Genomic DNA, 25,442 nt, shown 5'->3' on the forward strand with positions numbered 1-25,442 from the left:
CTAGCCTTTTACTGCGGAAGACATTGCGTTGCCGACGAAGTGACGCTGAAAAATGATAAATACGACCAATATGGGAATAGTTGAGAGGAATGCTCCCGCAAGAATGGATTCCCAATCACCCACTGCACCATAGGAGTTGCGCAGGCTGAGCAAGCCAACGGGAAGGGTAAAGGCTTCTGGCGGACTGTTAATCACGACCAGGGGCCAGAAGAAATCATTCCATGCCCCTTGGAATCCTAAAATGGTGACGGCCAATATGGCTGGTTTTGCGAGCGGGATAAAAATTTTCCACAAGATAATAAAGGGACTCGCACCATCAATAATTGCGGCCTCTTCAAGCTCTTTTGGAATACTTTCAAAAAACTGTTTCATTATCAGCACCTGCACAGATGCCACCACTGCCGTGATGACAGCCCATGGGGTGTTGAGCAAGCCTATATTGTTGTAAATCAAGTAGTTGGAAATGAAAGTAACCTGCCCAGGGAGCATGGTGCTCAATAGCATGAAGGCGAATATGGCACGCGCCCCGGTGAATTTGAGACGTGCCAGGGCATAACCCGCAGTGCAGGCAAAAAACAGGGTCAACAGCACTTTCCCGAACGCAATCAGGAATGAGTTGAGGGTCCAGCTCATAAACAGGCTCTTGCCGGTATCAAGGCTCACAGATTCAGTGATGACCCGCACATAAGAGCGAAATACATAGCCAATCACGCCGGGAGCCACATTATCCCAGACCGCGATCCGCCCGCGACGTTCCATGCGGCTCGGAGCCAGGGTGCTGTCGATCAACACCTGAGAAACTGGGGCTCTGATATTCAGGGGGAGGGTAGCTATCTCGGGACCATGACCCCGATATTTGATAGTAAACGCCCAAGTCTTGCTATTGCCCTCTGTACTGGTCTCTATTTGGCCTCGGCGCTGGATAAATTTGACTCGGCGTTGGGTGTCTATCAGTTGTGGCGAACTGACGATGGCATAGTCGGCGGCAAAATCTTTGGCGGTCACGGCAGCCATGCCGGCGCCAGGGCGGCGGCGTGGTACTTCGATTTGAGGTTCCGTTAACGGTGTCCCGATTTTGGCGGCATAGGTCACGGTGAACTTGATGTCGGCGCCAGGAGCAAAGCCACCAAAGAAGGGTGCCTGGGCCCCATCTCTTCCCAATTGATAAGCGGCCATCCAGTTAGCGGGCTGGACTTGGGCAAAGTTGAAGTGAAATGGCTGCTCCAGCGAATCATCTTTGAGGCTGGCGAGGAAGGCCACCACGAAGGTTCCCAACATCAAGGTCGCGACCATCAACAGGATCCCATAGACCCAAGCGACCTTGGCCCAACGACGTCGGGCATGAAATTGGGCAATCTGCGCCCTGTTGGCGGCATCGATTCTGTCGTTGTTTTGTGCCATATCCCAATCAGGCATTTACCTTCTCCTTTACACCGAAGGTCTTTTGCAAATAGACCACGACCAGTGTCAGCAGCGCCAATACCGTGGCAGCAGCGCTGGCCATGCCGATTTGCGGTGTCTCCCCTGGCGGAAAGGTATTGTGATAGACGTAATAGGCCATGGTGATCCGCGATTCGAGGGGGGCAATGGGGGCAGAGGTACCCATCAGTGCTACTTGATCAAACATCTGCAAGGTACCGATGATACTGAAGGTGATGACCACGAAAGTCACAGGTGCTATTTGTGGAATCGTGATGTACCAGTGCTGTTGAAATCTATTGGCACCATCGATATAGGCTGCTTCATATAATTCGTCAGGAATGCCTTGCAGCCCGGCAAGAAATAGCAACATGAAAGTGGGGATAGTCGTGTAGATATTTTGGATGACAATCGCCCACAAGGTCAGCGGCATTGGTCCGATTTTTTCATGAGTGTTCAGCCAATTTATTTCAATAATCTGTTTTGTTTCACTAATGAGGCCAAAGCCAGCGAGAGTTAATGTAACCATAGCCGCAATGAGGCAGGCTAAAAAAGCCCACGCAGGTTCACATATACCGGCGGGTAAGCCACATCTGCGATCACGCATTACCAGCATCAACTGAATAATGATCGCACAAAGGAGGAAGGTCACTATGTATGGGGCATAGCTGAAGATGTCACTGATAAGTCCGTTGAGAAAACCTTTCTTTTGATATATCCAGATGAAGATAATGGTGACAGCCGCGCTTGATAATACGCAGGGTAAATAGAAGGCGACCTTGAAAAATCTTTGTCCATGAACCTTGTTGTTCACCAAAATGGCAAGAGACAATGCAAGCACTGTTTGTACAACAGTAACAAATAATGAAAACCAGATTGTATTTGATAGCGCGGTTAAAAACAGATTATCACTCAATAGATTTTTGAAGTTGGCAAGTCCAACCAAGACCGCTTCATTGAATAAGTCATATTCGGTGAAACTGAAATAGAGAGTGCGAATGAGCGCGTATAAAAAGAAAATGACCAGTGTCAGCAAGAAAGGTCCTATCAGAAGCCATCCATAGATCTGTTGATTCCGTTTGAGCGAATTCACTTCATGCTCCTTTTTTCGGCCATCGTATCGTATTTTTGTTGGGCGATTTTAATCGCCTGCGCTGGCTCCATCGGACCCAACAGCACGGCCGTCAGCGCTTCATTGATGGGTGTTGACCACGCCAAACCATACTCATCGAAGGCGTAAGGCTCTATATAACCGCGACTGGCACCATCAAAGATTTTTTTGGCGAGTTGATTGGATGGGTCGGTTTTGGAGAAATAAGGCGAGTTGGCCAAATCTTGACGGCTTGGTAGGGCCAGACCTGAATCCAGGACCCACTCCTGGGCCTTTTTACTGGTCAGGATTTGCACCGCTTTTTCAGTTGCCGCCATGTTTTTGCTGTTGGCATTGAGCCCCCAGGCGACGCTAAAGAGCAGATTGCCACGCTGACCTGAGACCGGGTCTTTTGGCATCAGGGTGGTGCCATAGAGGAGGTTGTTCGCATTGTCACGGAGATAACCACTGATCCAGTTGCCTTCAAAGGTAATGGCCGTTTTTTCAGTAGCGAAACAGCCACCGCTCCAGATTTGCCCCAGGTCGGTTGATAAAATGCCAACCTTATCTTCGGTTACCAAACCAGTATAAAACGTAAAGGCCCGTTCGAAATTGGCATCCAGAATGGTTTTGCCGTTTTCATTGAAAGGTTTCCAACCTGTTGCCAGGGCAAAAGGGGCGAAGCGGTTGTAATCAGGAATAATACAGATGCCTGATACTTCTGTTCCTAGTGCGGCCTGGACGGCAAGTAATTTTTCACGTAACTGATCCCAATTATCGTCATCCGTGGGATAGGCTACTTTGGCATCATCAAAGACATCTTTGTTGTATAGCAAGGCAAGGGTGTTGAAGTCTTTGGCGATACCGTACAGTTTCCCTGCGCTGAAGGCCTGGTTCAAGTTTGGAATAATAGACTCGGACAGTATTTTGAGTGAGGGGCCGATTGCAGCGACCTTGCCAGAATTGATCAGTGGCGTGGCAAATACCGTATCAATATAAAATGCATCCGGTGCCGTATTGGCCGATAGTGAGTTGATAATATACTGAGAGAAGTCGCCTTCAATAGGCAGATATTTGACCGTGATACCTGCGCGTTTGAGTTCATCGACCATGACTTCACTGACTAATTTGTTGACAACCACGACATCGTTACCACCCCATCCGGCAATGGTCACCTCCGTGGTATTTGCCGCTATTGGCAAGGCGGTCCAGCATGATAGTAACAGCAACCCCAACGTTGACTTGTTCATTCTCACCGCCTCCCTGAGTTGAGAAATGGAGAAACATAGTCGAGAAACAGGTCATGACGTAAAAATCTCCTTTTATTACGTCAACGATGCCAGTAGGGAGATGGCTTTTACCTTGTCAGGATCCCATAAAATTTATTTTCGTTTTTTTACGCAAAAATATGCGACGCCAATCACTCTAAAATGCGATTCATGCCGTTTTCATCCCTGCCGATGAGGTTATGCATGGCAGTCTTGCTGGTGAGTGAGAGTTCACTCGGCCATCCAGAGAAATATGGCGGCAAGCCGGTAATAAGTCGGTAGGAAGAGGACGGGATGGCTCCAGTGATCCGTATCTGCAACGGATTGGATGAGCAAGGTGAATGGCGTGAAGCCAGCTTGCTTCAGATGCAGTAGAGATCAGAGCCGGGGGACGCGCTGGGCTCAGCCTGGTGACTAGCTGGTTTGTCCCTGTTTGAAGGTGACGGATACCAGGGCGCCAACCGGCGGTTCTCCTGCAATGGCCAAATCGATGAGTGCCGCCGTCCGCTCAGCCAGTTTGGTCATATCCTGCTCAATGGTCGTCAGTTCGTCAGCCAGTCCAGGTAAACCATCATAACCAACCACGGCAAACTGCTTTGGCACCTCATACCCGCGATCTTGCAAGGCGGTGAGCACGCCGATCGCAGTCTCATCGCAGACACAGACAAACCCCTGATATGTTTCCAATTGTGCGGTTGGCAGTTGCATGAAGTGGCGATAGGCCGCGATGTCCACGACAGGGAGTGCGCCAGTACACAACTCGCGGATCGGCAATTCATGGCCGGCCATCACGGAGAGGTAGCCCTGATATCGGAGTTGATAGCCGCCACCACAGGTTGTCGGTGTGACAAAGCCAATGTGCGTGAGACCTTTGCCTATGAGGTGCGAAGTGGCGGCGCGACTGCCATGAAAGTCATCGGGGGCCACCCAAAATGAGCCTTCTGACATGCCGATGCAGACGTAAGGCTGGTGATGTCGGCGGCAAGCCGAGATGCGAGGGTCACAAGGGGTGATACCGAGTAAGACCACCACATCCACTTCGGGAAGGTCTTCCCCCTCAAAGCTGATTGGTACCAGACGGTATTTGAGGTGATCGATGGCAGTGGCAAGTGCCGGCCAGAGCATTCCCAGATAGCGAGAGGACTTGGCCTCATGGGGACCAAGCGAGAGTGCAATGCTCATCAAGGGGATATTGGTTGGCGCCTTTTTTCTCGGCGGGTGCAATCCCAGCTCCCGGCATACCGCCAGTACCTTCTGGCGGTTTTCTGCGCTGATCCCGGGTTTGTTGTTCAGTGCCCGACTGATGGTTGCGATCGATACGCCAGCCACCTTGGCCACATCATGCAATGTGGTTTTTTTCGGCTTCACGTCATCGCTATGTTTGGCCAACGTTCCCCCCTCATCAGAAAGGTTTACTTGAGCGCCATTTAAAGCGAAAAATTTTCAATGGTAAACAACGGCAGACGGGCAAATTGCGGAGCGGCGATCTGCACATCCCCAGGCTTTTCTGAATATTTGCAGGGAAAGCCATCTTTTTGTTCCCTATTGAGATACAGCGCCATTGGCGCCATCAGGCCGATAAAGTGGGGGATATCCAATGGCAAATGCCCTTCACCGGTAGGGACATTTGCCATATCGGCAGGGAAGATCAGAGAGACTTGTAGAAAAAGAGGGTAGCCGCCAGGCTGCCGTCGGCACTGAGGGCAAAGTCCGGGATCTGGCCCACCTCCTGGTAGCCCAGTTGGCGATAGAGGCGGGATGCCACATCCCCGACCCGGGTATCGAGCACCAGCAGACTGCGCTTGGCCTCGCGGGCGCCTTGTTCCATGGTGTGCATCAGGGCGCGGCCGATGCCCTTGCCACGGGCATGGGTGTGCACCATCAGCTTTTCCACCTCGGCCCTGTGCCGGCCGTTCTCCTTGCTGCAAAGCGCCAGCTGGATGGCGCCGACCGGCTGGCCTTCCTCAAGGGCAACCCACAACTTGCGCTTGCCTGCCGCCAGCTCCTCCTCGACCCCTTGCCAATAGGCGTCTCCCTGCGCCTCGCTCAGGGGAGGCAGGAATCCCACCGAGGCGCCGCTGGCCACGCAATTTTGCAGCAAAGTGATGAGGGCTGGGGCAGATCCTGTCGTGCTGTCCAGTTCAACGATAATCATGTCACGTCCTTGTCAAAAGGGGCAAGCCTGCAGGCTCGCGTCGGGTCATATCCATGACAGGCGCCGTTTGGTATCAGCCATCGGTGCCATGCCCAAGTGCTATTTTCCGGGTCTGTGTCGCGTCGCCCATTCTCGGGTGTTGGTGCGCGGTAAAACGCTGTCAGCGGATCAAATGTTGCTCGGCCAGCCAGGAAAACAGCAGGCGGGAGACGGGGGAGACCTCATCGAGGTGGCGGCTGTCGAGCCAGCGCAGCTCGGCGATTTCGGCCGATGCCGTGGGGGTGCCCTTGGCCTCTCCCGTGTAGCAGCGCAGCCTGACTTCCACCCCGACCGGCTTGTCGTCGGCCTGGGCACTGAACTCGCTGGCAAAGCGCAATGTGTCCGGTTGCAGGGTGACGGCCAGCTCCTCTTCAATTTCGCGAACAAGCGCCGCTTCATCGCTCTCTCCCGGTTCGCGCTTGCCGCCCGGGATGTAGTAGATGGATTTGCCGTGGGAACGGGCGCAAAGCAGCTGACCCTCCTTAAAGGTCAACCAGGCGAGTTTGTCGATCATGGCAATGTGTTCTCCGGTTGAGTGGTGACTTGTTCGCACAATGTGCGATAGGAGCTGTGTTCCAGCTGGGCAGGGGAGAGGCCGAGTTGTGTCGCCAGCGCCTGCAGCTGCTGGCGATATTCGGGCAGTGCGGTCTCGTCATCGGTCATGATGGCCAGCTCGGCGAAGTCGCCGAGTCCTTCCAGATGATCCTGGGTGACGTGGAAGGGGCCGACAAAATAGATGCTGCGCCGTTTTTCAATGTTCAACACCTGCCGGTAGCCCAGGGTATGCAACATGCTGACGGCCTTGTCGGTGTCGGTGATGTTGACCGCCTCGCAGCGATCCGGCTCGGGCCCTTTCACTATCCAGAGGCGGATGCCGGAGGGCTGCATGGTACGGATCACCAGGCACTTGCCCTGTGCGGCCAGGGTGTGCTCTGGCGTATCGAAATAGCTGTCCCGCTCCCGGTTATCTTCCACCATCACCTGCGGGGTGAGGGCCGCCAGCGCCGCGCGAAAGGCGTCGCTATCTGCCAGTCGGTACTTGAACTCGACTTCAAAGCGGCCCTGAAAATGTGCCTGTGACATCAAGGGGTTCCTGCCGATTTGAACATGAATGACAGGCAGCCTAGCAAAGTTGGCCGACCGGCCCAAGGGGTTGGCGAATGGAATACAGAAACACTCTGTTTCCGGTGACGGAGCCTGTTTCGATGAGAGTATCCGGAGTTTTGTCAATGAAAGGGGATGGCGCGCTGGAGAGCCACTGCAGGCGCATCTCTTGGCAAAGGAGTGGATGCGGGCGTAAAAAGTCGCGCTGGCGCACAGGATGGGGCCGGCAGGCTGGGCGCAGGCGGAGCCCTGTGGTTTAATCCCTGCCACTTTGGCGGTAGCCGACCCGAGTGTGGCGGTGGTGCGGCGTTGACATATGCAGGTGAAAGAATGCAGATAACAGCACAGAACAACTTTATCGGATTGGGGGTGGCGGGCAACTTCGCCGGTCACCTGGAGCAGGCTGGTGAGGCCTCGGATTTCGTGGCCGTGGTGGTGCGCGACACCAGCGCACCCAAGGCGCTGTTCCCCTTCTATGTGCCGGGCCATCCGGGTCAGCTGGGGGTCTTCCCCTTGAGCGGCGATGCCATCTTCCTGCCACAGGCGGCGATCACCGGTGACGAGAAGGTGCAGATCGAGCCCGAAGTGGCGCTCTGGTGCGAGCTGGAGTACGCCGGAGATCAGGTGGTGGCGATCCATCCCCGTGCCTTTGGGGCCTACAACGACTGCTCCATTCGTCGCCCCAACGCCAAAAAGATCAGCGAGAAGAAGAACTGGGGAGCAGAGAGCAAGGGGCTGGCGGCCAGGCTGCTGCCCCTTTCCGGCTTTGCTGCCGGCTGCGAGCTCGATGACTACCGCATCGCCTGCTATCTGGAGCGGGACGGCGAGCTGCACGCTTATGGCGTCGACAGCGCGGCGGTGGATTACAGCTATTTCCACGGCCGGTTGCTGGAGTGGGCCATCGACAAGTTCAATCATCAGCAGGATGAGGGGCCGGCCGAGCATATCCAGGGGCTACTGGCTCAGGCGGGCCGCCCGTCCCATGCGCTCATCAGCATAGGAGCCACCCGCTATACGCCGTTTGGCGAGACCCACTTCCTTCAGCCCGGCGACACCGCCTGCGTACTGGTCTATCCGGGCAGCCGTTACGGCGAGGGCGATATTCGTGACGCGATCCGCACCCGCCAGTTTGCCCCCGACATGTCGGTATTGCTGCAGGCAGTCAGGAGCCGCTGATCCGGGCGACACCTTGTTGGTGCTCTCCCCTGTTACGCTTGCGCGGGCATGACGGGCGCTGTCTGACATGGCCTGTCGCTTATCGGAAAGGAGCTGGAGCATGGTGAACATCAGAGGCTGTACCACGGACGATCTGGCAGGCTTGCTGGATCTCTATCGGGAGCTGCGTCCCCACGATCCTCCCCTGAGTGGCGAAGGGGCACGCACGGCTCTTGAGGCGCTGTTGGCAGATCCCCGGGTACGGCTCATCGTGGCCGAGGTGGACGGGGAGCTGGCCGCCACTTGCCAGCTGGGGATGGTTCCGACGCTGACCAATGGGGCCAGGCCGTTTGGCATCATAGAGCATGTGATCACGGCGGCCCGCTTTCGCCGCCATGGCCTGAGCCAGCGGGTACTTGAACAGGCGCTGGCCATCGCCTGGGAGCAGGATTGCTACAAGGTGATGCTGCTGTCGGGGGAGGGGCGAGAAGGCGCTCACCGGCTCTACGAGAAGCTCGGCTTCAAGGCCGGGATCGAGCGGGGATTTGTCATCAAACAGGCGGATGTGGAGAAACAAGGCGCATTGCCCGGGTAAGGCTTGCTGACAGGTTTTGGAGACAAAAACGGGGAGGGGTTTGATACCCTCCCCGTTTTTTACACGGATGGTCGCCAGCGTTGCCGGCAATCCTTATTTGCTGGCTACCTTGCTGACCACCTCGATCAGCTGATAGCGCAGGGAAGGGGCATCGGCCGGCACATTGGTGAGCCGCTCCTTGCTGACGGTGAGCTGGTAGCGATAGCCCGGCTCGAACTGGAATCCTTCAATTTGCTGATAGGAGAGGGTCCAGGGTTGTTGCTCGTCGCTGCGCACCTGCATGCACTTCATCGGGCCGACCCCGACACAGTGCACCAGCTGGCTGTTGACGTAGAGTGTCTCGCCCCGGGAGGGAGCTGGGGCGCTCTGGCAGGCAGAGAGCAACAGGGCGGCAGTGGCACCGAGGAACAGGGGTTTCATGACGGACTCCTTCAAATCGAAAGGGGCATTAGAACGGCAAACAAAAAGGCGGTCAATGACCGCCTTTGTAACAAGCCGTGTCGACGGGCGCCTTAACGCTGGTCGATGGGGACGAATTCCCGCTGCGGATGACCGGTATAGAGCTGACGCGGGCGACCGATCTTCTGATCATCATCCGAGTGCATCTCGTTCCAGTGGGCAATCCAGCCGATGGTACGGGAGATGGCGAAGATCACGGTGAACATGCTCATCGGGATGCCGATCGCCTTCATGATGATGCCGGAGTAGAAGTCCACGTTCGGGTAGAGCTTCTTCTCGATGAAGTAGGGGTCGGACAGCGCGATGCGTTCCAGCTCCATGGCCACGTCCAGCAGCGGATCCTTGATCTGCAGCTCGGTCAGTACTTCGTGGCAGGTCTCGCGCATCACGGTGGCACGGGGGTCGTGGTTCTTGTAGACCCGGTGACCGAAGCCCATCAGACGGAACGGATCGTTCTTGTCTTTGGCGCGGCCAATGAACTCGGGGATGCGATCCACAGTTCCGATCTCTTCCAGCATGCGCAGGCAGGCCTCGTTGGCGCCACCGTGCGCCGGACCCCACAGGGAGGCGATACCGGCCGCGATACAAGCAAACGGGTTGGCACCGGAGGAACCAGCCAGACGAACGGTAGAGGTAGAGGCGTTCTGCTCGTGATCAGCGTGCAGGGTGAAGATGCGATCCATGGCGCGCTCGACCACGGGGTTGACCTTGTACTCCTCGGTTGGCACACCAAACATCATGTGCAGGAAGTTGCCGGCGTAGGAGAGGGCATTGCGCGGCTGCATGAACGGCTGGCCGATGGAGTACTTGTAGCACATGGCGGCCAGAGTCGGCATCTTGGAGAGCAGACGGAAGGCGCAGATCTCGCGGTGCTGCTCGTTGTTGATGTCGAGGGCATCGTGATAGAAGGAGGACAGGGCGCCGACCACACCGCACATGATGGCCATGGGGTGGGAGTCACGACGGAAGCCGCGGAAGAAGAAGGCGATCTGCTCGTGCACCATGGTATGGCGGGTCACGGTACGCTGGAAGTCGGCGAACTGGGCCTTGGTGGGCGCTTCGCCGTACAGCAGTATGTAGCAGACTTCGAGGTAGTTGGACTCTTTGGCCAACTGGGCAATGGGGAAACCACGGTGCAGCAAGACACCCTGATCCCCGTCAATGTAGGTAATGGCAGATTTGCAAGAACCGGTAGCCATAAAGCCGGGGTCAAAGGTGAAATACCCTTGAGCACCCAATTTTCTGACATCAATCACATCCGGACCGACTGTGCCGGAGAGGATCGGCAATTCGACCGGATCTTTTCCGGGCAGGTGTAGGGTGGCTATCTTATCAGCCATAGCACGTCTCCTTTGCTCTTTATAATTTGGTTCCAGTCCTACTCTATTACGACTTTCATGACGCTGGCAAAGGTTGTCACCCGTACCAAGGCCGGCTGGAGCGCCTTATTTGAAACAGAGTTCCCTATCAATGTCAATTTAGCTGAATGGCCATTACGGAATTGTTAAATTAAATATGCGATCCGGTTTGCGCTTTTGGTTTTCTTTGTAGCTATTTGATTGTCTTCGGTTAAGCCCATCGATATACTGCGCCACGTGGGTCATGGCTGCTGGTGTTTGAAACGCTTTGGCAAAGCCTGATGTGAAACCGAAAACACGATTTTTGGCTTTTTCAGAGTGTTTTGGTAACAAATAACCAACAATCACCATCCCGTGCCCTCAGGAGTGAGTTAAAACAATAACTAACGTGCTCAATGGAGCTGAGTGGGCAAGCGTGAAAAATAAACAGAGACCGGTCAACCTCGACCTACAGACGATCAGCTTTCCTGTCACTGCCATTGCATCCATCCTGCACCGTGTATCAGGGGTTATCACCTTTGTTGCACTGGGCATCTTGCTGTGGATGCTTGGTACTTCACTCGCCTCTCCCGAAGGGTTTGAAACAGTGGTTGCCATCACGGACAACTTCCTGGTCAAGCTCGTGCTGTGGGGGATCCTGACTGCGCTGGCATACCACATAGTGGGCGGCCTGCGTCACCTGGTCATGGATATGGGCTATTGGGAAGAGCTGGAATCCGGCAATCAGAGCGCCCGTGTGGCCTTCGTGATCACCGCGGTTTTGGCACTATTGGCGGGAGTACTGGTATGGTAACCAATTCTGCAACCTTCGGGCGCAGCGGCGTTCACGATTACATCCTGATCCGCGCCACCGCCCTCATCATGACCTGTTATGTCCTCTACCTGGTGGGCTTTGTCGCCTTCAATGACATTACCTACGAGGTGTGGACCGGCTTTTTCGCCAACACCTTCACCAAGGTTTTCACCCTGTTGACCCTGCTGTGTGTGCTGATCCATGCCTGGATCGGTCTGTGGCAGGTGCTGACTGACTATATCAAGCCAGTGGGGCTGCGCGGTGCGCTGCAATTCGTGCTGGTGGTGGTGCTGTTTGTCTATCTGATGACGGGTTTCGTCGTGCTGTGGGGTGTGTAAGGTGACTATTCCAACTCGTGAATTTGATGCGGTCGTGATTGGTGCCGGTGGTGCCGGCATGCGCGCCGCGCTGCAGATTGCCCAATCCGGCAAGAGCTGCGCTCTGTTATCCAAGGTTTTCCCGACCCGTTCCCACACCGTTTCCGCCCAGGGCGGGATCACGGTCGCTCTGGGCAATGCCCATGACGACAACTGGCAGTGGCACATGTATGACACCGTCAAGGGCTCCGACTATATCGGTGACCAGGAAGCGATCGAATACATGTGCAAGACCGGCCCGGAAGCCATCTATGAGCTGGAGAACATGGGTCTGCCCTTCTCCCGCTTCGACAACGGCCGCGTCTACCAGCGTCCGTTTGGTGGTCAGTCCAAGAATTTCGGGGGCGAGCAGGCCGCCCGTACCGCGGCGGCTGCCGACCGTACCGGCCACGCCCTGCTGCACACCCTGTACCAGCAAAACGTCAAGAACAAGACCACCGTCTTCTCCGAGTGGTATGCGCTGGATCTGGTGAAGAACCAGGACGGCCACGTGGTGGGTTGTACCGCCATCGACATGGAGAGCGGCGAGGTCGTCTACTTCAAGGCCAAGGCCACCGTGCTGGCCACCGGCGGCGCCGGTCGCATCTACCAGTCCACCACCAACGCCCATATCAATACCGGTGACGGCGTCGGCATGGCCCTGCGTGCCGGAGTCGGCGTGCAGGACATGGAGATGTGGCAGTTCCACCCCACCGGCATCGCCGGGGCAGGGGTACTGGTGACCGAAGGGTGCCGTGGTGAAGGCGGCTATCTGCTGAACAAGGACGGCGAGCGCTTCATGGAGCGTTATGCACCGAACGCCAAGGATCTGGCCGGTCGCGACGTGGTGGCCCGTTCCATCATGATCGAGATCCGCGAAGGCCGTGGCTGTGACGGTCCCTGGGGCCCGCACATCAAGCTCAAGCTGGATCACCTGGGCAAGGACGTGCTCGAATCCCGTCTGCCGGGCATCTGCGAGCTCTCCCGCACCTTCGCCCACGTGGATCCGGTCAAGGAGCCGATCCCCATCATCCCGACCTGTCACTACATGATGGGCGGCGTGCCGACCAACGTGAATGGCCAGTGCCTGACCCAGGACAAGAACGGCAACGATGTGCCAGTGGTCGGTCTGTTTGCGGTGGGCGAAATCGCCTGCGTCTCCGTACACGGTGCCAACCGTCTGGGCGGCAACTCATTGCTGGATCTGGTGGTGTTTGGTCGCGCCGCCGGCATGCACCTGGTCAACACCCTGGGCGAGATGGAGCACGGTCGCGAGGCGTCCGAGTCTGATCTCGACGCCGCCCTGGCTCGCTTCAACCGCTGGGAAAATACCCGCAGCGGCGAAGATCCGGTACAGATCCGCAAAGACCTGCAGCGCTGCATGCAGAACAACTTCTCCGTGTTCCGCGAAGGGGAGGCGATGGCCGAAGGCCTTGCCGAGCTGAAAGTGATCCGCGAGCGCCTCAAGTCAGCCCGTCTGGACGACACCTCCAAGGAGTTCAACACCCAGCGCATCGAGTGCCTGGAGCTGGACAACCTGATGGAGACGGCGTTTGCCACCGCGGTGGCGGCCAACTTCCGTACCGAGAGCCGTGGCGCCCACTGCCGCTTCGACTTCCCGGATCGCGACGATGAGAACTGGCTGTGCCACAGCCTCTATCATCCGGACACCGAGTCCATGACCCGTCGCGCTGTCAACATGTCTCCGAAAACCCGTGAGGCATTCCCACCCAAGGTGCGGACTTACTGATTGCGGAGCCAAACAAGATGAACGTCACTTTCTCTGTCTACAGATACAATCCGGATGTTGATAACGTCCCCCATATGAAGGAATATCGTCTTGATATTCCTGAAGGTTCCGACATGATGGTGCTCGATGCACTGATCCAGCTCAAGGAGCTGGATCCCACGCTCGCCTTCCGCCGCTCCTGCCGCGAAGGGGTCTGTGGATCTGATGGCATCAACATGAATGGCAAGAACGGTCTTGCCTGCATCACCCCGCTCTCCGATCTGCTGAAGAAGGGCAATACGGTGGTCATCCGCCCCTTGCCCGGCCTGCCGGTGATCCGTGATCTGGTGATCGACATGACCCAGTTCTACACCCAGTGGGAGAAGGTCAAACCCTTCCTCATCAACGATGACAAGTTGCCGCCCGTGCGTGAGCACCTGCAATCCCCCGAAGAGCGCGCCAAGCTGGACGGCCTGTACGAGTGCATACTCTGTGCCTGCTGCTCCACCTCTTGCCCCTCCTTCTGGTGGAATCCCGACAAGTTCATCGGTCCGGCCGGGTTGCTTGCAGCCTACCGCTGGCTGGCAGACAGCCGCGACACCGCGACCACCGAGCGACTGGGTAATCTGGACGACGCCTTCAGCGTGTTCCGCTGCCACGGCATCATGAACTGCGTGAACGTCTGTCCCAAAGGCTTGAATCCGACCAAGGCCATCGGTCAGATCAAGTCGATGTTGCTCAATCGGGCTGTTTAGTATCCGGGCCAGCCAAGCACTGGCCCGACTTCTGGATAGCCATCCTGACCGTGTAAGGGATGGCTATTTAAACCCTACAAGCTGCTGCGCAGTAACAAGAAGTACAAGGGATAGAAATGCATAACGGCGTGATGAAGGCCTGGTTGGAGTCATCTCACCTGGCTGGTGCGAATGCAAGCTATATTGAGGATTTGTACGAATCCTTCCTGGAAAACCCCGAATCCGTATCCGATGAGTGGCGCAGCCTGTTCCAGGACCTGCCGCAAGTCAATGGCCATGCGGTTGAACAACCCCACTCCCAGGTCCGCGATTATTTCCGTCGTCTGGCCAAGGACGCTTCCCGTTTCAGTGCCCCCGTCTCCGATCCCCAAGTGGATGCGAAGCAGGTGCGGGTGCTGCAACTGATCAACGCCTTCCGTTTCCGCGGCCACCAGAACGCCAACCTCGACCCCCTGGGTCTGTGGCAGCGCGAGCCCGTTGCCGAACTGGATCCGGCCTTCCACAACCTGCAGGGCGCAGACATGGAGGCCACCTTCAACGTGGGCTCCTACGCCATCGGTCCCGAGACCATGGTGCTCTCCGATCTCTACGCCTCGCTGAAGAAGACTTACTGCGGCAGCATAGGTGCCGACTACATGCACCTCACCTCGACCGAAGAGAAACGCTGGCTGCAACAGCGTCTCGAATCCATCGAAGGGACGGGGAGCTACACCCTCGAAGAGAAGACCCGCTTCCTCGAGAGTCTGACCGCCGCCGAAGGGCTGGAAAAATACCTGGGGGCCAAGTTCCCCGGTGCCAAGCGTTTCTCCCTGGAAGGGGGCGATGCCATGGTGCCCATGCTCAAAGAATTGATCCGCCGCGCCGGTGAGCAGGGCTGCAAAGAGGCCGTCATCGGTATGGCCCACCGTGGTCGCCTGAACGTACTCATCAACGTGCTGGGCAAACGTGCCCAGGAACTGTTCGACGAGTTTGCCGGCAAGCACGGTGAATCCTGGGGCACCGGGGACGTGAAGTACCACATGGGCTTCTCGTCCGACTTCGCTACCCCGGGCGGCAACGTCCACCTGGCGCTCGCCTTCAACCCGTCTCACCTCGAGATCGTCAACCCCGTGGTCATCGGCTCCGTGCGTGCTCGTATGGATCGCCGTGGTGACAAAGACGGCTCGACCGTGCTGCCCATCACCATCCACGGTGACTCCGCCATGGCCGGTCAGGGCGTGGTGGCCGAGACCTTCAACATGTCCCAGACCCGTGCCTATGGCGTGGGCGGGACAGTGCGCATCGTTATCAACAACCAGGTAGGCTTCACCACCTCCTATCACCGCGATCTGCGCTCCACCGAATATTGCACCGACATCGCCAAGGCCGTTCAGGCCCCCGTACTGCACGTCAACGGGGACGATCCGGAAGCCGTGGTGCTGGTGACCCAGATTGCCCTGGATTATCGCAACACCTTCAAGCGCGACGTGGTGATCGAGCTGGTCTGCTACCGTCGTCACGGCCACAACGAGGCCGACGAGCCGAGCGCGACCCAGCCCTTGATGTACCAGAAGATCAAGCAGCATCCGACCCCGCGCAAGATCTACGCCGATCAGCTGGTGGCGGAAGGGAGCATCACCCAGGAGCTGGCCACTACCCTGGTCAACGACTACCGCGACACCCTGGATCGGGGCGAGCGGGTGAGCAAGGAGTGGCGCCCGATGGAGCTGCACTCCGTCGACTGGACGCCCTACCTCGGTCACGACTGGAATATGCCCTATGACAGCACAGTGCCGATGGATCACTTGAAGGCCCTCGGCGAGCGGGTGAGCCAGTATCCGGCGACCCATGTGCTGCAGCGCCAGGTCGAGAAAATTTACGAAGACCGTCGCCTGATGGCCGCCGGCGAGAAGCTGCTTGACTGGGGCTTTGCCGAGACCCTGGCCTACGCCACCCTGGTGGACAAGGGCTCCCGCATCCGCTTCACCGGGGAAGACTCCGGCCGTGGCACCTTCTTCCACCGCCACGCCGTGCTGCACAACCAGACCGATGCCAGCACCTACACTCCGCTGTGCAATCTGCACGACGAGCAGGGGCCGTTCGAGATTTACGACTCCGTACTGACCGAAAACGCGGTACTGGCGTTTGAATATGGCTACGCCAGCGCCGAGCCGGCCGGTCTCACCATCTGGGAAGCCCAGTTCGGCGACTTCGCCAACTGCGCCCAGGTCGTGGTCGACCAGTTCCTCTCCTCCGGCGAGCAGAAGTGGGGCCGGATGTGCGGTCTGACCATGCTGCTGCCCCACGGTTACGAGGGCCAGGGCCCGGAGCACTCCTCCGCCCGTCTCGAGCGCTATCTGCAGATGTGTGCCCAGCACAACATGCAGGTGTGCGTGCCGTCTACCCCGGCTCAGGTGTTCCACATGCTGCGCCGCCAGGTGGTGCGCCCGATGCGCCGTCCGCTCATCGTGATGACGCCCAAATCCCTGCTGCGCCACCCGCTGGCGGTGAGCAAGCTCGAAGAGCTGGCCGAAGGCACCTTCCAGAACGCCATCGGCGAGATCGATGCGCTGGATCCGAAAGGGGTCAAGCGCGTGGTGTTCTGCTCCGGCAAGGTTTACTACGACCTGCTCGATGCCCGTCGCAAGGCGGAGCAGCAGGACGTGGCCCTGGTGCGCATTGAGCAGCTCTACCCCTTCCCGGAAGAGGAAGTGCGCGCCATCCTGGCCGACTACAGCCATGTCACCGATTTTGTCTGGTGTCAGGAAGAGCCGCAGAACCAGGGCGCCTGGTACTGCACCCGTCATCACTACGACAGCGTGCTGCCAAGCCATGCCCGTCTGCGTTATGCCGGTCGTCCGGCCTCGGCCTCACCCGCCGTCGGTTACATGTCCGTCCACGCCAAGCAGCAGAAAGCCTTGGTGGAAGATGCCCTTACCCTGTAATAAGCCTCTGGCATAGAAGTAAAAAGGAACTGATTAGATGACTATCGAGATCAAGGTACCGGACCTGCCGGAATCAGTGGCAGATGCCACCATCGCCACCTGGCACAAGAAGCCCGGTGATCTGGTTGCCCGTGATGAAGTGCTGGTTGACATCGAAACCGACAAGGTGGTGCTGGAAGTGCCGGCACCGCAAGCCGGTGTGCTGGGGGATATTCTGGAAGCGGAAGGGGCGACCGTACTCTCCCGCCAGCTGATCGCCATGCTCAAGCCGGCTCCCGTGGCCGGTGAAGAGACTGCCGAGAAGCCGGTGGAAGTAGTGGCCGATGACGCCGTAGAGGGCTTGAGCCCCTCCGTGCGCCGCCTGATCGGCGAGCACGACATTGATGTCGCCAAGCTGTCCGGCACCGGCAAGGGTGGTCGCATCACCAAGGAAGACGTGGAAGCCTACATCAAGGGGCTGAGCAAGGCGGCTGCCGCTGCCCCGGTCGCCGCTGCGGCGCCGGCTGCACCTGTGGCCCCGCTGGCCGGTCGCAGCGAGAAGCGCGTGCCCATGACCCGTCTGCGCAAGCGCATCGCCGAGCGTCTGCTGGAGGCCAAGAACACCACCGCCATGCTGACTACCTTCAACGAGATCAACATGGCGCCCATCATGAAGCTGCGCAAGCAGTACGGCGAGATCTTCGAGAAGAAGCACGGCATCAAGCTCGGCTTCATGTCCTTCTACGTCAAGGCGGTCGTGGAGTCCCTCAAGCGTTATCCGGAAGTGAACGCCGGGCTGGATGGTGACGACATCGTCTACCACAACTATTTCGATGTGAGCATCGCCGTCTCCACCCCCCGTGGTCTGGTGACCCCGGTGCTGCGCGACTGCGACAGCATGAGCCTTGCCGACATCGAGAAGGCCATCAAGGATCTGGCTGGCAAGGGCCGCGACGGCAAGCTGACCGTCGACGAGCTGACTGGTGGCAACTTCACCATCACCAACGGTGGTGTGTTTGGCTCCCTGATGTCCACCCCGATCATCAACCCGCCCCAGAGCGCCATTCTGGGCATGCACAAGATCCAGGACCGCCCCATGGCCGTCGACGGCAAGGTCGAGATCCTGCCGATGATGTACCTGGCGCTCTCCTACGATCACCGTCTCATCGACGGCCGCGAGTCAGTCGGCTTCCTGGTCTCCGTCAAGGAGCTGCTGGAAGACCCGACCCGTCTGCTGCTGGACGTCTGAGTCAACCCGAGCGTAAGAAAGATAACAAGGGGCCCTTGAGGCCCCCCATACAGGGGATTGAGAAACCTCTGCCCCGGACGGAAATACCTACAACACGGATAGAGCATCTATGAATCTGCATGAATATCAGGCAAAACAGCTGTTTGCCGAGTATGGCCTGCCGGTCTCCGAAGGTTATGCCTGTGCTACCCCGCAGGAAGCGGCCGAAGCGGCCGACAAGATTGGCGGCAACACCTGGGTCGTCAAGTGCCAGGTCCACGCCGGTGGCCGTGGCAAAGCGGGCGGCGTCAAGCTCGCCAAGAGCAAGGACGAGATCCGTGCCTTCGCCCAGCAGTGGCTTGGCAAGAACCTGGTGACCTACCAGACCGATGCCAACGGCCAGCCGGTCACCAAGATCCTGGTGGAGTCCTGCACCGACATCGCCAAGGAGCTGTATCTCGGCGCCGTGGTCGATCGTGGCAGCCGCCGCGTGGTCTTCATGGCCTCTACCGAAGGTGGCGTGGAGATTGAAAAAGTCGCCCACGAAACCCCGGAGCTCATTCACAAGGCCACCCTGGATCCCCTGGTGGGTCCACAGCCCTACCAGGCTCGCGAACTGGCCTTCAAACTGGGTCTGGTCGGCGATCAGATCAAGCAGTTCACCAAGATCTTCATGGGCTTGGGCCAGATGTTCCTGGATTGCGACTTCGCATTGCTGGAAATCAACCCCCTGGTCATCACCGACAAGGGCAACCTGCATTGCCTGGACGGCAAGATCAACATCGACGCCAACGCCCTCTATCGCCAGCCCAAGCTGCGCGAGATGCACGATCCGTCCCAGGATGACCCCCGCGAAGCGCACGCCGCCCAGTGGGAGCTGAACTATGTGGCCCTCGATGGCAACATCGGCTGCATGGTCAACGGCGCGGGTCTGGCCATGGGTACCATGGACATCGTCAACCTGCACGGCGGCTCTCCCGCCAACTTCCTGGACGTGGGCGGTGGCGCCACCAAGGAGCGGGTGACCGAAGCGTTCAAGATCATCCTCTCCGACAGCAACGTCAAAGCCGTACTGGTCAACATCTTCGGTGGCATCGTGCGCTGTGACATGATCGCCGAAGGCATCATCGGCGCCGTGAAGGAAGTGGGAGTCAAGGTTCCCGTGGTAGTGCGCCTGGAGGGTAACAACGCCGAGCTGGGTGGTATCAAGCTGGCCGAGAGCGGCCTCAACATCATTGCGGCCAAGAGTCTGACCGATGCCGCGCAGCAAGTCGTCAAAGCAGCGGAGGCCAACTGATGAGCGTTCTGATCAACAAAGATACCAAGGTGATCTGCCAGGGCTTTACCGGCGGTCAGGGTACCTTCCACTCCGAACAGGCCATCGCTTACGGTACCCAGATGGTTGGCGGCGTCTCCCCGGGCAAGGGTGGCACCACCCACCTGGGCCTGCCGGTGTTCAACACCGTCCGTGACGCCGTGGAAGCCACTGGCGCCACCGCTTCCGTCATCTATGTGCCGGCTCCGTTCTGCAAGGACGCCATCCTGGAAGCCATCGATGCCGGCATCAAGCTGATCGTCACCATCACCGAAGGCATCCCGACCCTGGACATGCTGGACGTCAAGGTGAAACTGCAGGAGACCGGCGTGCGCATGATCGGCCCGAACTGCCCGGGCGTCATCACCCCGGGTGAGTGCAAGATCGGCATCATGCCAGGCCACATCCACAAGCCGGGCAAGGTGGGCATCGTCTCCCGCTCCGGCACCCTGACCTATGAAGCGGTCAAGCAGACCACGGACGAGGGCTTCGGCCAGTCCACCTGCGTCGGTATCGGTGGCGACCCCATCCCGGGTTCCAACTTTATCGACATTCTGGAGATGTTCCAGAACGACCCGCAGACCGAAGCCATCGTGATGATCGGCGAGATCGGCGGTAACGCCGAGGAAGACGCGGCCGCCTATATCAAGGCCCACGTCACCAAGCCGGTGGTCTCCTATATCGCGGGTGTCACCGCGCCTCCCGGCAAGCGCATGGGCCACGCCGGCGCCATTATCTCAGGTGGCAAGGGTACCGCCGCCGAGAAGTTTGCCGCTCTGGAAGATGCCGGTGTCAAAACCGTCCGCTCCCTGGCCGATATCGGCAAAGCCCTGCGTGAAGTAACCGGCTGGTAATTGTTCCTAGCCTGTTATCTCTAATAAAAATGCCGCCTTGGGGCGGCTTTTTTTATGGTGATAGTTTGAAAAAGTTTCCCATTTCTTAGTTTTTTAACGTACATGTCGCAAAATTGTTTTTGGGTGAAATAGATCCAGTGTTGATTTTAAGATGTAATATAATGAGAGGTTTTTATGAACCCTGAATTGAAAAACATATCAGAACATATATTGTCTATGGGAATTGGAGTCTTATCACAAGCACAAAGGAATGTTTTTTATACAAGTTATGGTTATGACTCTCGATTGGATGAGGGAGTGTATGGGGTGCTTCAAGCTGCGCATGCAGCTGAATTGATAATTAAAGCAGCTATTGCAGAGCAGCATCCTTTGCTTATTTTTTCTAACTTGCCTAAATCAACTAAAGAAGAAGATGGGTTTCTTTCATTAAATGATCTATTTGAAAGTGGGAAGACAATACAATATGTTGACTTGCCAGAAAGATTATGGGCTGCAACAGGTTACAAAATTGAGGCCATAGATTTATTTAATAGATTTGGTAAATTAAGAAACTGTATTCAGCATTTTGCAACGCCGGATAGAAATCTCCGAACAGAAACAACGTATTTTATCTATAATGTTATAGACCCAATACTAGGGCATTTTTGGAGTAAGTATGCCATTGAGTATGTAGATCTTGATGGTTATGAAGATGATATATTTGAAATGATTAATGAGCGAGGCCTAAAAGTTAGATGCCCCGAGCACATGCAAAAATATGATATTCTATAGGTGTAATTATCTCGTATGTTGGGCTAAAAATGGTAGGTTGGTGCTTCACGAAGTGAAGCCCAACGTTTACCGTGAAATATACCTGTAAATCTGTTTTACGGCTTAGCCACATCCTTGTTTATCCCACTCTGGTTGGCGCAATAATGCTCGTCTGTTGGGCTTCGCTACGCTCTGCGCCAACCTACAAGTTACGCTATCGCCCTGAGTGACAACTCGTGGGTCGAATAGGCGCGTCGGTTCGAATAGCGAAGCGTATTCGGACGTTCGAGGTGAGTAATATCATGCTCCGCCTGATAGTCAGTGTGCCCCTTGCTTTACGCTAATGGTCTTGGGGCTTTCACGTTTGGGTTTGATCAACTGGTAGATGCCGCCAGCCAGCGGCAGGATAAAAAGCAGGGAATAGGGGGAGAGGCTGCGCCCGGTGATCACCGCCTCCAGCGCCACGGCAATCACCGGAAAGATAAGAAAGCAGAGCGAGGCCTTGAACGGGGAGACCAGGGCATTGAGCCTGAAATATGCGACTATCCCCCCGACCCCTGCGATACTGCCAAGATAAAGGACGGCGAGCAGGGAGGAGAGCTGCATATCGGCGAATACCAAGGGTTCTGTCACCAAACCGGCCATCAGCAACAAGAGGGAGGCAATCCCGCTGGGGATGGCGCTAAAGGTGAGCACATGAATATGGCCAAGTCGGTGTTGCTTCAAAATATAGATGATTGCATGCAGCAGCACGGCGCCGGTGAGCAGCACAATGCCAACGAGATAGTTGCTACCCGAGATATCCGACTCTATCGAGATAATACTGGCGAGGCTCAACAAGGTTACCAGCAGGGCCAGGATCTGGCGCAGGCTGAAATGCTGCTTTGTGATGAAGTACGAGAGCAGCATGATGGCGATCGGCATATAGCTGAAAATAATGGCGGCAAGACCCGATGAAATATATTTTTCACCCTCCAGCATAAACCAGAACGGAATGGCAAAATAGAAGAGGGCTACGATCGGCATATAATTCCGTTTCCCCCTTGGAAACAGCAGTGGCACATTATCCTTGCGCGCGATAAGTATCAACAAGGGAGACATCACCATAAAACGCAGTGCGGTAGCCGTTAACGAGGGGATAGATTGTCCCGCAATGGCCATCGCAAGCCAGGTGGTGCCCCAGATCAAACAGACAGAAATAAATAACGTTTTCTTCATATAATGCCTGCCCTCTATAGGAATTTTTAAAATGCAGAGAGAAGGCTAAACCTTTGGCTATACTCCAAGGTCAATCTCAATATTGTGACAAGTTGTGATAGTCTGTGGTTAGCTGTGACAATGATCGGAAACCGGCATCGCTATTTTCCGGGCACGAAGAGACGGCAGATAATTAAATAGTCGATGGCGACCAATAGTGACGTGGTGCGAAACGAGTTCATTGACGTATTATTATCCCTGATAATGAGACCAGAGCGACAAATGCCGACCATCAGGTCGGCACGCTTTATGGTTGTTATAAACGCCTGTTTATCGGCATAGCGGGGCAGGGGTTCTTGGATCCGCCTGTATCGTCAGCATGCATCGAATACCGTGATGTCCCCACCTTTTGACGGTGAATGACCTGCGGCACCTGGCTTGAGGTAGCACTGTGTCCGCAAGTCACTCTCAAGGTGTGATAACCAAATCACTCCCCAAACAGCGCAATCTCTTTTTTGCCGTCGTTGCCAATCGCACCACGATACATGCCGACCGTATTAAAGAGCATGGTGTAGTTGCCTTTGGCATCCAGCACAATGACTCCGCCACTGCCATCAATGGCTTTCACTTCATTGAGCGCATTGGCTGCCGCTGTTGCCAGAGGGGCTTTGTTGTATTTCACCTGTGAGGCGATATTGTACGCCGTTGCGGTGCGGATAAACTTCTCGCCACTCCCTGTGGCTGATACGGCCACCGTATTGTTGTCCGCGTAGGTGCCTGCTCCAATTAGCGGAGAATCGCCAACCCGGCCATAACGTTTGTTGGTCATGCCGCCGGTCGATGTACCCGCCGCCAGATTGCCCTCTTTATCCAGAGCGACGGCCCCCACGGTTCCAAATTTGTAGTCATACATCAATGGATCGTAGGTGTAAGCCGATTTGCCATCGTGATCCAGCACCACCTGCTCTTTTTTAATGGCCTCTTGCAATTGCTGCCAGCGATAGTCAGTGCGGAAATAGGCGGGATCAACCGTCTCCAACCCTTCTTGCTTCAGGAATACCTCTGCGCCTTTGGACACCATCAACACATGGGGGCTGCGCGTCATGACGGTATAAGCGGCATTGATCGGATTTTTAATGGTGGTCACGCCAGCCACCGCGCCTGCCGCCAAGGTTTTACCATCCATGATGGATGCATCCAGCTCGTTGCGACCATCATGGGTAAAGACAGCGCCTTTACCTGCATTAAACAGCGGCGAGTCTTCCATCACGTTGATGGCCCGCTGCACCGCCTCCAGACTGGCACCGCCGCTTTCCAGCACTTTGTAACCCGCCTGCAATGCTTCATCCAATTTGGCTTTGTATTCAGCCTCCTGTTGCGGCGTAATGGTCGCTTTGGCAATCGTGCCGGCGCCGCCGTGGATCACCAGGCGAATGGGTGGCTCGGAAGCCAGTGTTGCTGCAGAAAATAAGGAGGTTGCCAGCAAGGCAGACGTGAGTAACGAAAGTTTCATTGCGCATCCTTGTATGTTTTATTGGTTGGAAAGAAAACATGGAATTAAAGCAGTGCACCAGAGATATATGATGTAACTCGTATGCCTTATTTCCCCATAGATGTGGCTCGTATACCTCTATTCACCCATAAAAACTAAAAACGGCCACTCTGGCCAGCCACTATCGATATACAACGACCAAGAGAATGATCAGGCAGCCCCATATTTTTGAGGGGCCAACCCCCTTATGAACCCATATCCTGGTTTAATCAACCATGTCTCCAATCCATCCTGCATCGCCACTTAAGATCGCTAAGAGAAAGAACATGACCCTGTATGGCTGGGAGGCCAAAATAAAAGCAAACAGGCGGGCAAAATACGGTACAGAACGAATGGGGCCCGCCCGGAAATTGACGACGGTCATGCAACGCTCTGTGCGACAATGTCTGGTGGCATTGATGGTACTTACGAATTTCACCCACGACTTAACCCATCCGGCCAATATTGAAGCTTCTGACTATAGAGGATGCTGAAAAGCAGTCGGTGATATTTTCGGATACAGAAGTAATGAAATACGGAAATATTCCACCTTTGACTTTGGCCACATCGAAGCTGAGATAGCGTCTGACCATCAAACATCAGTGCGGATATTAGTCAGGCTTGGTCTCTATCGGGAGGGTCGTGGCATATTGGCAGCCGCAACCCTTTATGTCGCAGGTTGGACTTGATGCCGGTGTTGCCACAGTCGCCTACTGGCATGAGCAACCTGAGCCGTTCGCAGCGGCAGAACCAGCATCAAGTCCAAGGTGTGATTGCAAGCCGGCTATTTTCCTTCAGGGGAGCCGAAGCTGCATTGATAGACCCAGGCTGGCGGCATATTGAGCCAGACACGGCGGCGTTGCCAGTCAAAGTGATGGGACAGTTCGCGCTCTATCTGCGAGGTGTATTGGAACTGGATAAAGTACCCCCCTGGATGCAGGGATGCCTTGACCCGGGCCAGCACAGCCTGCCGCTGGGCGGGCGTAAATGCCAGCAGGGGCAAGCCGGAGAAGATCACCTCATAGAATTTGTTCAGCTGTTGGGCGGGTTGCATGCAGACCTCCAGCCTGGGATCCGGGATGGTTTCCAGCACAGAGATAAAGCTTGGGTGGATCTCGTAGGCATCGAGCCTGGCATTGTCAGGCAGTGCCTGTAACAGCGTACGGGTGAGCACCCCGGTCCCCGCACCCAGCTCCGCCACATACCTGGCCCGCTGCAGATCAATGCCTGCCATCATGCCGTCGCAGAGCCACTGGGAGGATGGCCAGACAGCCCCTACGTCCCGGGGGGAGCGAACGAACTGCTTCATAAAGGACAGCGATGAGCGCGCGTGACTCACGTATTTCTTCATGGATCTCATGGCCCCTTCCTCCAGGATACGAGGCGTGG

Annotated in this window: 26 protein-coding genes; 11 read left to right on the forward strand and 15 right to left on the reverse strand. The window is 56.4% G+C overall.

The features are described from left to right. The 8 genes from ACB034_RS01920 to cyaB form a co-directional block, all read right to left on the reverse strand. Window positions 1-1,416 carry a carbohydrate ABC transporter permease gene (locus ACB034_RS01920; protein WP_371171938.1) on the reverse strand — a complete coding sequence of 472 codons (1,416 nt, stop codon included), beginning with the start codon at window positions 1,414-1,416 and terminating at the stop codon, window positions 1-3. Beyond that, window positions 1,409-2,512 (reverse strand): carbohydrate ABC transporter permease, encoded by a 1,104-nt coding sequence (locus tag ACB034_RS01925; RefSeq protein ID WP_371171939.1) that lies wholly within the window; start codon window positions 2,510-2,512, stop codon window positions 1,409-1,411. Before ACB034_RS01925 ends, ACB034_RS01920 begins: the two co-directional genes overlap by 8 nt. After that, window positions 2,509-3,759 carry an extracellular solute-binding protein gene (locus ACB034_RS01930; RefSeq protein ID WP_371171940.1) on the reverse strand — a complete coding sequence of 417 codons (1,251 nt, stop codon included), beginning with the start codon at window positions 3,757-3,759 and terminating at the stop codon, window positions 2,509-2,511. Before ACB034_RS01930 ends, ACB034_RS01925 begins: the two co-directional genes overlap by 4 nt. Before the next feature lie 432 nt (window positions 3,760-4,191). Continuing rightward, on the reverse strand, window positions 4,192-5,166 hold the full coding sequence (locus tag ACB034_RS01935; protein ID WP_371171941.1) for a LacI family DNA-binding transcriptional regulator: 975 nt from the start codon (window positions 5,164-5,166) through the stop codon (window positions 4,192-4,194). A 38-nt stretch (window positions 5,167-5,204) separates the two neighbouring features. After that, window positions 5,205-5,381 carry a hypothetical protein gene (locus tag ACB034_RS01940; RefSeq protein ID WP_342018289.1) on the reverse strand — a complete coding sequence of 59 codons (177 nt, stop codon included), beginning with the start codon at window positions 5,379-5,381 and terminating at the stop codon, window positions 5,205-5,207. 44 nt (window positions 5,382-5,425) lie between these two features. After that, window positions 5,426-5,932, reverse strand: a complete 507-nt coding sequence (locus tag ACB034_RS01945; RefSeq protein WP_371171942.1) for an N-acetyltransferase family protein — start codon at window positions 5,930-5,932, stop codon at window positions 5,426-5,428. A 160-nt stretch (window positions 5,933-6,092) separates the two neighbouring features. Continuing rightward, the gene (locus ACB034_RS01950) at window positions 6,093-6,485 is read right to left on the reverse strand and encodes an NUDIX domain-containing protein (RefSeq protein ID WP_371171944.1); all 393 of its coding nucleotides are present in this window, start codon (window positions 6,483-6,485) and stop codon (window positions 6,093-6,095) included. After that, on the reverse strand, window positions 6,482-7,054 hold the full coding sequence (gene cyaB, locus ACB034_RS01955; protein WP_371171945.1) for a class IV adenylate cyclase: 573 nt from the start codon (window positions 7,052-7,054) through the stop codon (window positions 6,482-6,484). The genes ACB034_RS01950 and cyaB overlap by 4 nt, the downstream gene beginning before the upstream one ends. Before the next feature lie 351 nt (window positions 7,055-7,405). Here cyaB and ACB034_RS01960 point away from each other — a divergent pair, with 351 nt between their 5' ends. Both ACB034_RS01960 and ACB034_RS01965 read left to right on the forward strand, forming a co-directional pair. Next, window positions 7,406-8,251, forward strand: a complete 846-nt coding sequence (locus tag ACB034_RS01960; RefSeq protein ID WP_371171946.1) for a DUF5718 family protein — start codon at window positions 7,406-7,408, stop codon at window positions 8,249-8,251. Between the two features lie 100 nt (window positions 8,252-8,351). Next, on the forward strand, window positions 8,352-8,825 hold the full coding sequence (locus tag ACB034_RS01965; RefSeq protein ID WP_371171947.1) for a GNAT family N-acetyltransferase: 474 nt from the start codon (window positions 8,352-8,354) through the stop codon (window positions 8,823-8,825). A 93-nt stretch (window positions 8,826-8,918) separates the two neighbouring features. Here ACB034_RS01965 and ACB034_RS01970 read toward each other — a convergent pair whose 3' ends face one another. The 3 genes from ACB034_RS01970 to ACB034_RS01980 form a co-directional block, all read right to left on the reverse strand. Next, window positions 8,919-9,245, reverse strand: coding sequence for a DUF4377 domain-containing protein (locus tag ACB034_RS01970; RefSeq protein ID WP_371171948.1), 327 nt, complete (start codon window positions 9,243-9,245; stop codon window positions 8,919-8,921). Between the two features lie 92 nt (window positions 9,246-9,337). Next, window positions 9,338-10,624 carry a citrate synthase gene (locus tag ACB034_RS01975; protein WP_026456527.1) on the reverse strand — a complete coding sequence of 429 codons (1,287 nt, stop codon included), beginning with the start codon at window positions 10,622-10,624 and terminating at the stop codon, window positions 9,338-9,340. A gap of 153 nt (window positions 10,625-10,777) precedes the next feature. Beyond that, on the reverse strand, window positions 10,778-10,993 hold the full coding sequence (locus ACB034_RS01980) for a hypothetical protein (protein ID WP_124240398.1): 216 nt from the start codon (window positions 10,991-10,993) through the stop codon (window positions 10,778-10,780). 64 nt (window positions 10,994-11,057) lie between these two features. On the opposite strand from ACB034_RS01980, the gene sdhC reads away from it, so the two are divergent. The 9 genes from sdhC (at window position 11,058) to ACB034_RS02025 (ending at window position 21,346) form a co-directional block, all read left to right on the forward strand. Then, on the forward strand, window positions 11,058-11,435 hold the full coding sequence (gene sdhC, locus ACB034_RS01985; protein WP_197064530.1) for a succinate dehydrogenase cytochrome b556 subunit: 378 nt from the start codon (window positions 11,058-11,060) through the stop codon (window positions 11,433-11,435). Beyond that, entirely contained in the window at window positions 11,429-11,773 is a 345-nt protein-coding gene (sdhD, locus tag ACB034_RS01990) for a succinate dehydrogenase, hydrophobic membrane anchor protein (protein ID WP_026456529.1), read from the forward strand. The genes sdhC and sdhD overlap by 7 nt, the downstream gene beginning before the upstream one ends. Before the next feature lies 1 nt (window position 11,774). Further along, window positions 11,775-13,541 (forward strand): succinate dehydrogenase flavoprotein subunit, encoded by a 1,767-nt coding sequence (gene sdhA, locus ACB034_RS01995; protein WP_201939878.1) that lies wholly within the window; start codon window positions 11,775-11,777, stop codon window positions 13,539-13,541. A 17-nt stretch (window positions 13,542-13,558) separates the two neighbouring features. Beyond that, window positions 13,559-14,275, forward strand: coding sequence for a succinate dehydrogenase iron-sulfur subunit (locus ACB034_RS02000; protein WP_026456531.1), 717 nt, complete (start codon window positions 13,559-13,561; stop codon window positions 14,273-14,275). Window positions 14,276-14,391: 116 nt separating this feature from the next. After that, entirely contained in the window at window positions 14,392-17,199 is a 2,808-nt protein-coding gene (sucA, locus tag ACB034_RS02005; protein ID WP_042028891.1) for a 2-oxoglutarate dehydrogenase E1 component, read from the forward strand. A gap of 37 nt (window positions 17,200-17,236) precedes the next feature. Then, the gene (gene odhB, locus ACB034_RS02010) at window positions 17,237-18,427 is read left to right on the forward strand and encodes a 2-oxoglutarate dehydrogenase complex dihydrolipoyllysine-residue succinyltransferase (RefSeq protein WP_201939873.1); all 1,191 of its coding nucleotides are present in this window, start codon (window positions 17,237-17,239) and stop codon (window positions 18,425-18,427) included. A 109-nt stretch (window positions 18,428-18,536) separates the two neighbouring features. Beyond that, on the forward strand, window positions 18,537-19,703 hold the full coding sequence (gene sucC, locus ACB034_RS02015) for an ADP-forming succinate--CoA ligase subunit beta (protein ID WP_042071523.1): 1,167 nt from the start codon (window positions 18,537-18,539) through the stop codon (window positions 19,701-19,703). Next, window positions 19,703-20,575, forward strand: coding sequence for a succinate--CoA ligase subunit alpha (gene sucD / locus ACB034_RS02020; RefSeq protein ID WP_042028888.1), 873 nt, complete (start codon window positions 19,703-19,705; stop codon window positions 20,573-20,575). The genes sucC and sucD overlap by 1 nt, the downstream gene beginning before the upstream one ends. Before the next feature lie 174 nt (window positions 20,576-20,749). Further along, window positions 20,750-21,346: a hypothetical protein gene (locus ACB034_RS02025; protein WP_268854608.1), complete on the forward strand. Its 597-nt coding sequence runs from the start codon at window positions 20,750-20,752 to the stop codon at window positions 21,344-21,346. 297 nt (window positions 21,347-21,643) lie between these two features. Here the strand turns inward: ACB034_RS02025 and ACB034_RS02030 are convergent, their stop codons facing one another. The 4 genes from ACB034_RS02030 to ACB034_RS02045 all read right to left on the reverse strand — a co-directional run bounded on the left by ACB034_RS02030 (window position 21,644) and on the right by ACB034_RS02045 (window position 25,413). Next, entirely contained in the window at window positions 21,644-22,543 is a 900-nt protein-coding gene (locus ACB034_RS02030) for a DMT family transporter (protein WP_371171949.1), read from the reverse strand. Window positions 22,544-23,009: 466 nt separating this feature from the next. Then, window positions 23,010-24,035 carry an isoaspartyl peptidase/L-asparaginase family protein gene (locus ACB034_RS02035; RefSeq protein ID WP_042028885.1) on the reverse strand — a complete coding sequence of 342 codons (1,026 nt, stop codon included), beginning with the start codon at window positions 24,033-24,035 and terminating at the stop codon, window positions 23,010-23,012. A 244-nt stretch (window positions 24,036-24,279) separates the two neighbouring features. Next, on the reverse strand, window positions 24,280-24,438 hold the full coding sequence (locus ACB034_RS02040; protein WP_156476582.1) for a hypothetical protein: 159 nt from the start codon (window positions 24,436-24,438) through the stop codon (window positions 24,280-24,282). Window positions 24,439-24,837: 399 nt separating this feature from the next. Continuing rightward, entirely contained in the window at window positions 24,838-25,413 is a 576-nt protein-coding gene (locus tag ACB034_RS02045; RefSeq protein WP_371171950.1) for a class I SAM-dependent methyltransferase, read from the reverse strand. Window positions 25,414-25,442: the final 29 nt, after the last annotated feature.

The organism is Aeromonas sp. S18(2024), from assembly GCF_041402525.1.
In the GTDB taxonomy this organism is placed as follows: Bacteria; Pseudomonadota; Gammaproteobacteria; order Enterobacterales; family Aeromonadaceae; genus Aeromonas; species Aeromonas enteropelogenes.